Raw genomic sequence first — 10,126 nt, 5'->3', positions numbered from 1 at the left:
AGATTGTACGGATAAATTTTTATTCAAAAAATACCGGTTTATGAATAACATCTTTTCCTCATAAGAAACCATGACTGATAAGGTCTAGAGATGTTGAGAGAACATATAGAAGAAGGGGTGATTCAAAAGACCGTCTGAACATTTTTACTTCATACGCTAAAATTTCTTTATTTCTGTATTGACAGAAATAAAAGATAAAAATAGAATACCATCACTATGAAACTAAATCCGACCACTGAAAAATTTATCCTCCATTGGGGTGAAATGGGTACCAAATGGGGCGTCAACCGTACCGTTGCGCAAATCCATGCCCTGCTCTACATCTTAGGCAGACCAATGAACGCCGAAGAAATCACCGAAACACTCGGCGTAGCACGCTCCAATGTCAGCAACAGTATTAAAGAGTTGCAAAACCTGAGATTGGTACATACCGTGCATATCTTGGGCGATAGGCGCGATCATTTTGAAACTTCGGATGATGTCTGGACTTTGTTCCGTACCATTGCAGAAGTGCGTATGCAGCGCGAAATAGAACCGACACGGCAATTTTTGCAAAGCCTGATCGACAGCCCTGAATTTAGTCAGGAAAATGAAACTGCCAAGCAGCGAATCCAACAAACCCATGATTTCATTAGTACGCTGACCGTGTGGGCAAATGAAATGCTGAAGCTTTCCACTTCAACCATGGTGAAAATTTTAAAAATAGGCGCCGGAATACAAAAATTTTTCCGTTGATGGCAATGGACTTGTTCTCAATAAACATAGCCAATGCTATTTAGGATATGGAAACATGCTCATGGCAGCCTTGCATGGGCATATTTATCTGAAGCTTGATATTCTTTGGTAGATTTTGAATCACTGGATATGGATTTCCCTCCTAAAGAAACAATCCCGGAGCCTATTTAAAATTTTTTGCCCTATAATTTCTCTTTTAACAGAAATTATAGAAATTACAGACTAATTATATATTTAAACCAAAACAAAATAGGAAACCAGCATGTCCGACAACACTACGCACACCCTACCCGCCTACCTGTCTTACTCGATGGGGCTGCTATGGCTGTGGAGTGGTACCCAACCTCTGTTTTTCATGCCTGAAATGTCATTGGATTTGCTGCATTCAGTCGGTATTCCCAATCCGTTGCAATGGCCTACATTAATCGCCGCTTCTCTGCTGGACATTGGTTTTGCTTTTTTATGCTTCAGCCGCCTTCGCTCCCATTCCTCAGTATGGCTGCTGCAATTGATAACCGTCGCGGCATACAGCCTGATTATCGCCTTCAGGCTGCCTGAAATGTGGGCGCATCCATTTGCGCCTTTGGTAAAAAACCTGCCGATTATGGCTACTTTATTTTTCCTGTATCAATCCGTAGGAGATAAAAAATGAACACTTATTTAATTGTTAAAACCCTGCACATCATCTCGGCTACCTTAATGGTCGGCACCGGTTTTGGTACAGCGTTTTACCTCTTTTGGGCAAACCGCAGCGGCTCGGTTGCCGCGCAGTCGGTCGTCTCGCATTGGGTCATCAAAGCAGATTGGTGGTTTACAACCCCCGCCGTCATTTTCCAACCCTTATCCGGCTTATGGATGCTGTACGAACGCGGCTACACTGTTGCCACCATGCTGGAACAAAATTGGATATGGATGACGCTGGCTTTATATATCTTTTCAGGCATTTGCTGGCTACCTGTTGTCTGGCTGCAAATCCGCATGGCAAAAATTGCCGAAAAAGCGCACAAAGAAAACGCAGACACCATTCCGGAGCCCTACTGGCGTTATGCTAGACGCTGGGAATTACTCGGCTATCCTGCCTTTTGCGCCACTATCGTGATTTACTTCCTGATGGTGATGAAACCGGTTTAAAGGTTTTCAGACGGCCTTATTAACAATATAAAGAAAAGCATATGAACATCATCATTTTCGGAGGCAGCGGCTTTATTGGCAGCCGTACCGTTCAAATCCTCAAAGAACAAGGTCACCAAGTTTGCACGCCCGACCGCCGCGCCTTCGATTTTCTTCATCCCGACGAAACCGCCGCACGCCGTTTATTGGAAGGGCAAGACGTCCTCATCAACTGCATTGGAATTATGAGCCGTCATGCCGAAATACTCGAAACCGTACACCACCACACGCCCAAACAGCTCGCCTCATGGGCAAAAGCAGCAGGCATTAAACGCTGGGTGCAACTATCCGCACTGGGTGCCAATCCATCTCAGTCCATCAACTTTGTTGGCAGCAAAGGGCGTGGCGATGATGCCATTGTTCAAAGCGGCATACCGATTGCCATAGCCAGACCATCCGTTGTTTACGGTCGAGGAGGAACCAGCTGCGAACTGTTCATCAAACTAGCCCGCCTCCCTTTACTTCCTCTACCGGAAGCCGGTCGCTTTCATTTGCAGCCCGTACATCTTGCCGATGTTGCAGAAGGTTTGGCGAAACTTGCCGTCCAAACCGACACCGACCATAGCGCCATCAATATGACCGGCAGACAAGCCCTGACTTTGGCGGAATACCTGATCATCCTCCGCCAAACCCTGCTCCATAAATCGCCGCAACGTATCCTACCCGTTCCCCTGCGTCTGATTAACCCTGCGCTACCGTTGGTAAATATCTTCAGCAACGGCATCATCAGCCGCGACAGCTTTGCCCTGCTCCAGCAAGGCTCATGCGCCGACTATTCTGATTTTGCAGCTTTGCTAGGTAGGGAACCATTGGCTGCAGAAAACTTTGCCGGTTGCCTATAATTCATTTAACTTTAAAATGACAAAACAAAGGCCGTCTGTTGTTCAGACGGCCTAAAGCTTTTATAAAATACTTTATTGCAAAACAATTCAGTTCATCAGAAGCTTATTGCTTCTACCTACCCAACTACAAAGGCTGGGCCAAATCATTTTCCGTGTTGTAGCTGATAAAATCCTGCTCATGAGGGAAATGGACAACCCGCGCGCGCTGTTGTTGCAGCCAGCCGCGGATGCTGCGCATTCCTGAATAAAGGTATGGCACAGTACTTTGCAGGATTTGCGGCCGGATAAACATCACGCTGTAATGCGGTCTGGCAGGGGTCTCTACATAAAACGCATTGCACAATGGCGTGCGCCGCGCGATGGTTTCAAACTGGGAAACCAAGTTTTCCGGCAAACGCGGCATATCGCAGGATACGATAAGCAGCCAGTCGGCAGTGGCTATTTGTAAATCGTTGGCGGCAGTACACAAGGCGGCTAAAGGGCCGTAATGCTGCCATTGGCGCGCATCAGAGAAAATGTGCGCGCTGCGTTGGGCGTAAGATTCAAGGTTGCGGTTGGCACTGATGGCGATGTGGCTGACTTGGGGGCGGATTTTTTCGATAACATGATCTATCAAGGCTTTGTTGTGCCATTGCACCAACCCCTTATCGACACCTCCCATCCGGCTTCCCTGCCCGCCGGCCAATATCAGTGCGAAAATTTTCATTTTGGTAGTCCTTTGCGAAGCAGAGTATGGAGTGTGGTTCAAGATGTTGTGTTTATTGGGTAAGTTTCAAGGTTTCAGGCCGTCTGAAACCTGATTTTATGATTAAATTCACTTGAGATGAATTTTATCATAACATGATTTTACATTAAACCCCTGTTTTTTCTTATCATAACCACACAATTATTTTAGACAGGTTGTTTATAAGCCGAAAGAATGATATTTTTATAAGATTATCGGATTAGTTTTCCTGCGTGCTTTATGCGTTTATTCTCCGGATCTTCAGACGGCTTGAGCCTGTCTTCGCGTTTAAAACTGCTGACTTTTTTATGGGTCAGTTCGGCATTTTTGTCGATTGTCTTTACCCTGCTGCTTTCTTGGCGTTTGGAAAGCGCGGCCAAAACGATTGAAGATGCGGGCAGTTTGAAAATGCAGGTGTATCGTTTGGCTTATATGGCAAGCGTCCGTACACCCAATGCGCAAATTGATAACCAAATCAAAGAATTTGAGCGTACGCTGGCCAGTGTAACTCAAAGCGATGCCATTCATCCGCTGATTCCGTCACAAATGCCGCTGGCTTACGATTTGATCCAATCGATGCTGTTGATTGATTGGGAATCCAACATCAAGCCTTCTTTGCAACATTACGAGCGTCCGACCCAAATCGGCCTGTACCGTTTTGCCGGCAACATCGAGCTGTTTTTACAGGCGATGGAAAATGCCAACGAGCAAAATACTTTATGGCTGCGCCGTTTTCAAATGGCGATGATGTTGATGATTTTAGTGGCTGCAGGCTTGATGATTGTTTGGCATTATTCGTGGATCATCCGGCCGCTGGAAAAATTGCGCGACGGAGTAGAAACCATCAGCGAAGGTCGTTTCGGGGTACAAATCGATACAGACCAAATTCGTGAATTCGCCCAAGTCAGCAAGGGTTTTAACCAAATGAGCCGCCGTCTGCATACGCTTTATACAGACTTGGAAGGACAAGTTGCCAAACAAACCCAAGACTTGGCGCGGCAAAACCGTGATTTAACCCTGCTCTACCAAACCACGCGCAATCTGCACCAAACTTTTACGCCCCAACAGGCGGCAGAAGAATTTTTAACTCAGATTCTGCCGGCGTTTTCAGCCTTAGGAGGTACGGTATATCTTTCCGATGAGGAGCGGAAACGTTCTGATTTGGCGGCAAGCGTCGGTGAAACCGAAGAAGGAAATCGTGTAGAATTTCCGATCGTTTATCAAGATGAACAGCTTGGCGTACTAACCCTATATTTTTCAGACGGCCATATGCCTGATGAGCAAGATGAAAAACTGCTGCATACTTTAAGCGGACAGCTGGGCATTTCCATCGCCAACAACCGCATGGAACAAGAGCGCCGCCTGCTTGCAGTCTTGCAGGAGCGTAACTTGATTGCACAAGGTTTGCATGACAGCATTGCACAAGCCCTGACCTTTTTGAATTTGCAGGTGCAAATGTTGGAAAGCGCGTTTGCTTCAAACCAACGCGAGCAGGCTGAAGAAAACATCAGCTTCATTAAAGACGGCGTGCAGGAATGCTATGAAGACGTCCGCGAGCTTCTGATGAATTTCCGCACCAAAATCAGTAATAAAGATTTTCCTGAAGCGGTAGAATCGCTGCTGGCGCGTTTTGAACGACAAACCGGTATTCCAGTTGATTTAAAATGGCAGGACGACGGGCAGGCTTTGAATTATGATGAGCATTTGCAGATCATCTTCATCTTGCAGGAAAGTCTGTCCAATATCCGAAAACACGCGCGTGCGCAACATGTCAGCGTCGAAATTGCCAACCACGGCGATTTTGTCATGACGATTCGTGACGACGGCGCAGGCTTTAATAAAGAACACCTATCAAACCGGCCTTCAGGCGAACATGTCGGCTTGGGCATTATGCAGGAACGGGCCCAACGGATTAACGCAGAATTGGCCATTACATCACAGATTGGGCAAGGTACGGCGGTTATGCTGACTTTGCCACAACAAATGAGAACAGCATCATGACGATTAAAATTACCCTTATTGACGACCACACCCTATTTCGCAGCGGTATCAAGGCCTTGCTTTCGCGCCAACCTGATTTTGAAGTCGTCGGCGAAGCTTCAGACGGCCTGGCCGGCGTAAAAATGGTTGAGCAGCTCAAGCCTGATGTGGTCTTGCTGGACTTGGATATGCCGGTCATGAACGGCCGCGAAGCATTGGCCCAAATTTTAAGTATCAATCCGCAGCTGACCGTCATCATGCTGACTGTTTCTGAAGACAGCGACGATTTGACCGAGTGTATGCGTATGGGTGCAAAAGGCTTTTTGCTGAAAAACATCAATGCCGACTTCCTGTTGGAAAGCATCCGCAAAGCTGTCGATGGCGACAACGTCTTTTCTCCAGAAATGACCAGCCGCTTGGTGCAATCGCTGATTTCTCCATCTCCTTCCCGCTCAGACCATCTGCTGGAGCAACTGACCCCGCGCGAGATGGAAATCTTGGGCTATCTTGCCGCAGGACACAGCAACAAAATCATTGCCCGCCATTTGAATCTGGCAGAGTCAACCGTCAAAGTGCATGTACAAAACCTGTTGCGCAAGTTAAACCTAAGCAGCCGCGTTCAAGCTGCGGTTTATGCGGTGCAACACAAAGTACCTCAACCGGTATTGTCTTAATCAGGCCGTCTGAAACCTTCTTTTTAAAAGGTTTCAGGAAGAGCGTTTATTCGCTATAATCACGCCGATTTATATGCAGGGTTGTCTGATTCTTTCAGACGGCCTTTTTATTTGATTTCTCACTGATTTAAAACAACATGTCCGAAAACATTCCAGAAAATACACCCGAAAATACCGTTCCGGAAGAACACAAACGCAGCATCCGCAGTTTCGTCTTGCGCCAAGGCCATATGACCGCGGCCCAACAGCGCGCCATCGATACGATGTGGCCGCAATTTGGTGTGGACTTCCAAGAAGCTCCTTTGGATTTGAACCGCGCTTTTGGACGGGACAATCCTAAAGTTTTGGAAATCGGTTTCGGTATGGGCGTCGCGACAGTGGAAATCGCCAAACGTCTGCCCGATACCGACTTTTTAGCGATTGATGTTCACGGCCCGGGCGTCGGTAATATCTTGAAGCTGATTGAGGAAGAACACATTTCCAATATCCACGTGATGCGTCATGATGCGGTGGAAGTAGTGGAAAAGATGCTGGAAGACGGTTCTTTAGACGGCATTCATATTTTCTTCCCTGACCCTTGGCACAAAAAGCGCCATAACAAACGCCGCTTGGTACAAGTGCCGTTTGTTGAAAAGCTGCTGCCCAAACTCAAAAGCGGCGGCTATGTCCATATGGCAACCGACTGGGAAGAATACGCCGTGCAAATGCTGGAAGTTTTGAGCAGTTTTGACGCTTTGCAAAACACGGCTGCCGATTACGCCCCTACGCCTGATTATCGTCCTGAAACCAAATTTGAAGCCCGAGGCAAACGATTGGGTCATGGCGTTTGGGACTTGGTGTTCCGTAAGAAATAGCCGAACATAAAACACAAGGCCGTCTGAAAAATTTCAGACGGCCTTTTATCTTACTGATTAAGCTAAGAAAAGTTTATAAGCCGGATTATCGGTTTCTTCTTTATAAACATAACCCAAGCTCTCCAAGAAGTCGGTAAAGGCTTCATTGTCGCTTTCAGGTACATCGATACCGACCAAAATACGACCGTAATCCGCACCATGATTGCGATAATGGAACAAAGTAATATTCCATTCGGCGCGCATATGGTTCAAGAAACGGGACAACGCACCCGGGCGCTCCGGGAATTCAAAGCTGACCAAGCGTTCGCTGGATACTTTTTCCGTACGTCCGCCGACCATATAACGGATATGGATTTTGGCGATTTCGTCATTGGTCAGGTCAACATTGGGCAAGCCTGCGTCAGCCAGTTGTTTGCTGATGACGGCCAAGTCTTGCGCACCGGCGGTTTGCAAGCCGACAAAAATATGCGCATTTTTATCGCTGCCGTAGCGATAGTTGAACTCGGTAATGTTCCGACTACCCAAGACATTGATAAACTTAAGAAAGCTGCCTTTTTCTTCAGGAATGGTAACGGCAAAAATACCTTCGTTGCCCTCGCCCAGTTCACTGCGTTCAGAAACATGGCGCAGGCGGTGGAAGTTCATGTTGGCGCCACTGGTTACGGCAACCAAGTTTTGGCCTTGGATATTGTTTTTCACAACGTAAGCCTTCAGGCCGGCAAGGGCCAATGCGCCCGCAGGCTCGGTAATGCTGCGCGTATCGTCAAAAATATCTTTAATCGCGCCGCACAACATATCCGTATTTACCGTAATAATTTCGTCCAACAGCTCCTTACACAGGCGGAAGGTTTCATCACCGACAACCTTGACCGCCGTGCCGTCTGAAAACAGGCCGACATCTTTCAAATGTACGATTTCCCCAGCCTCGACCGATTGCTTCATACAGCAAGAATCATCGGTTTGCACGCCAATCACTTTAATTTCAGGGCAAACTTGTTTGATAAACGCCGCTACGCCTGCTGCCAAACCGCCGCCACCAATCGGGACAAAAATCGCATTGATATTGCGGTGTTGTCGGAGGATTTCCATGCCGACAGTTCCCTGACCGGCAATCACATCAGGATCATCAAACGGCGCGATATAAGTCAGTTTTTCCTTTTCTGCCAACTCCATCGCATAATCATAGGCGTCGTTATAAGACACGCCTTTCAATACCACTTCGCCGCCTCGGCTCTTTACCGCATCGATTTTGATTTTAGGCGTTGTTTCCGGCATCACGATAACGGCGCGGCAACCCAAATACTGCGCCGATAAAGCCACACCCTGCGCATGGTTGCCCGCGCTTGCGGCAATCACGCCACAATCCAAGGCTTCTTTAGGCAGCTTCGCCATTTTGTTGTACGCACCACGAATTTTGAACGAAAACACCGGCTGCAAATCTTCACGTTTGAGCAAAACCTGATTGTTCAGACGGCCTGACAAACTGCGCGCCAAATCCAAAGGTGTTTCTACGGCTACATCATAAACGGAAGCGGTCAAAATACGGGTTAGATAATCGGAAAGAGGAAGGGAATGGTTCATGGTATTTTTAGTGTTCGGAAATAAATTGCAATTCGGTCAAACCGACCGGAGGAAAAAGTTAAAACCATACCCCTGAGGCCGTCTGAAGGCAAGAAAAATCTTAGCAAAGCCTAAATGAGACGGTATAATGTCCGCTTAATATCTATTTAATATGCCAAGCTGTTTGCTTCATAACAGTATCCACTCATATTCAAATCCACAAATAATGATGAAAAAAACGCTACTTAGTTTAATTTTTGCTAACTTCCTGAATACTCCTGCCCTCGCTGCCGACCCGGTTGCATCTGCACCTGCCGTACAAAGCGAGGCTCAAACGCAGCCGCTGCTGCACAGCATCAACAGCCCGACAACGCCGCCGGAAATTGCGGCGACCGCCTATATTGTTACCGACCTGCACAGCAAGCAAACCTTGGCATCCAACAATGCCGATACACCTATCGAGCCTGCCGCGTTGACGCAAATGATGACTGCCTACCTTGCCTTTAAAGCATTAGAAAACGGTACGCTTGAGGCTGGCCAAATGCTGACTGTTTCCAATGCTGCATGGAAAGTCGAAGGTTCGCGTATGTTCCTCGACCCCAAAGTACCTGTCAGCGTCAGCTCCTTGATTAAGGGTACAACCATCCAATCGGCCAACGATGCCGCCATTACCCTCGCCGAAGCCATTGGCAACGGCTCTATTGACGAATTCGTTAAACAAATGAATGAAGAAGCCAAACGCTTGGGCATGAAGCACACCCACTTCAACAACCCGACCGGTATTTCTTCTAACGGCCATGTTTCAACCGTTAGCGACCTTGCCATCTTGGCTGCCGCACTCATCAATGACTATCCGAAATATTATCCTTTATTTGCAAACAAATCTTTCAAATACAATAATATCGAGCAGCCCAACCGCAATCTCCTGCTCTATCGCGACAGCAGTATCGACGGTTTGAAAACCGGCTATTCTGAAGGCGCGGGCTACCATCTTGCCGCTTCCAGCAAACGCAACAACCGCCGTATTGTTTCCATTCTTGCCGGTGCCGAATCTACCGAAGCGCGCGCCAGCGAAAGCAGCAAACTGCTCAACTGGTCATTGCAGGCATTTGATACGCCCAAACTTTATAACGGCGGAGAAGTAATTTCCCAAGTTAAAGTTTACAAAGGCAGCACCAAAGCCGTAGACATCGGTTTCTTGGACGATGTTTACATTACCATCCCCCACGATACCGGCAAAAACGTCAAACCTATTTTAGAAACGCTTCAGCCCGTCCTCGCCCCGATTGAAAAAGGCCAAGTATTGGGTAAACTGAAAGTCATGAAAGACGGCAAAGTCATTGCCGAAAAAGACGTCATCGCACTAAACGGTGTGGAAGAAGGCAGCTGGCTGCGCCGTATGTGGGACGCGATTGTGTTGTGGTTTAAAGGTTTATTCAGTTAATCCTCTTGCTATGAAAACATACATAAAGGCCGTCTGAAATATTTCAAACGGCCTTTTGTATATCTGTTTTATGGCTTTAATAAAAATTCCTAACAAGATATTTATCCATTTTAATCTTAGCAGTTTCAGTGATTGCCAATATG

General features: G+C 47.1%; 10 protein-coding genes. 8 read left to right on the top strand and 2 right to left on the bottom strand.

Going from position 1 to position 10,126, the window contains the following annotated elements; all coding sequences use genetic code 11:
• Positions 1–216: 216 nt before the first annotated feature.
• The 4 genes from HMPREF2608_RS05685 (at position 217) to HMPREF2608_RS05670 (ending at position 2,747) form a co-directional block, all read left to right on the top strand.
• A complete protein-coding gene (locus HMPREF2608_RS05685; protein WP_063068990.1) occupies positions 217–735 on the top strand; it encodes a GbsR/MarR family transcriptional regulator in 519 nt (172 codons plus the stop codon).
• 262 nt (positions 736–997) lie between these two features.
• Positions 998–1,387: a DoxX-like family protein gene (locus HMPREF2608_RS05680; protein WP_070826274.1), complete on the top strand. Its 390-nt coding sequence runs from the start codon at positions 998–1,000 to the stop codon at positions 1,385–1,387.
• Positions 1,384–1,866 (top strand): DUF2269 family protein, encoded by a 483-nt coding sequence (locus HMPREF2608_RS05675; RefSeq protein WP_070826273.1) that lies wholly within the window; start codon positions 1,384–1,386, stop codon positions 1,864–1,866. Before HMPREF2608_RS05680 ends, HMPREF2608_RS05675 begins: the two co-directional genes overlap by 4 nt.
• Positions 1,867–1,907: 41 nt before the next feature.
• The gene (locus tag HMPREF2608_RS05670) at positions 1,908–2,747 is read left to right on the top strand and encodes an NAD-dependent epimerase/dehydratase family protein (RefSeq protein WP_070826272.1); all 840 of its coding nucleotides are present in this window, start codon (positions 1,908–1,910) and stop codon (positions 2,745–2,747) included.
• 124 nt (positions 2,748–2,871) lie between these two features.
• Here the strand turns inward: HMPREF2608_RS05670 and mobA are convergent, their stop codons facing one another.
• The gene (mobA, locus tag HMPREF2608_RS05665) at positions 2,872–3,453 is read right to left on the bottom strand and encodes a molybdenum cofactor guanylyltransferase MobA (protein ID WP_070826271.1); all 582 of its coding nucleotides are present in this window, start codon (positions 3,451–3,453) and stop codon (positions 2,872–2,874) included.
• Positions 3,454–3,711: 258 nt separating this feature from the next.
• Between mobA and HMPREF2608_RS05660 the strand changes: the two genes are divergently transcribed.
• The 3 genes from HMPREF2608_RS05660 to trmB all read left to right on the top strand — a co-directional run bounded on the left by HMPREF2608_RS05660 (position 3,712) and on the right by trmB (position 6,979).
• Entirely contained in the window at positions 3,712–5,472 is a 1,761-nt protein-coding gene (locus HMPREF2608_RS05660) for a histidine kinase (protein ID WP_070826270.1), read from the top strand.
• Positions 5,469–6,125, top strand: a complete 657-nt coding sequence (locus HMPREF2608_RS05655; protein ID WP_003680203.1) for a response regulator — start codon at positions 5,469–5,471, stop codon at positions 6,123–6,125. The genes HMPREF2608_RS05660 and HMPREF2608_RS05655 overlap by 4 nt, the downstream gene beginning before the upstream one ends.
• A gap of 137 nt (positions 6,126–6,262) precedes the next feature.
• Positions 6,263–6,979, top strand: a complete 717-nt coding sequence (trmB, locus tag HMPREF2608_RS05650) for a tRNA (guanosine(46)-N7)-methyltransferase TrmB (protein ID WP_070585311.1) — start codon at positions 6,263–6,265, stop codon at positions 6,977–6,979.
• Between the two features lie 57 nt (positions 6,980–7,036).
• Here trmB and ilvA read toward each other — a convergent pair whose 3' ends face one another.
• Positions 7,037–8,560: a threonine ammonia-lyase, biosynthetic gene (gene ilvA / locus HMPREF2608_RS05645; RefSeq protein WP_070826269.1), complete on the bottom strand. Its 1,524-nt coding sequence runs from the start codon at positions 8,558–8,560 to the stop codon at positions 7,037–7,039.
• Positions 8,561–8,765: 205 nt separating this feature from the next.
• Here ilvA and HMPREF2608_RS05640 point away from each other — a divergent pair, with 205 nt between their 5' ends.
• Positions 8,766–9,983: a D-alanyl-D-alanine carboxypeptidase family protein gene (locus HMPREF2608_RS05640; protein ID WP_070826268.1), complete on the top strand. Its 1,218-nt coding sequence runs from the start codon at positions 8,766–8,768 to the stop codon at positions 9,981–9,983.
• Positions 9,984–10,126: the final 143 nt, after the last annotated feature.

The organism is Neisseria sp. HMSC064D07, from assembly GCF_001837185.1.
In the GTDB taxonomy this organism is placed as follows: domain Bacteria; phylum Pseudomonadota; class Gammaproteobacteria; order Burkholderiales; family Neisseriaceae; genus Neisseria; species Neisseria flavescens_C.
This window is presented reverse-complemented; position numbering and strand designations above follow the sequence as displayed.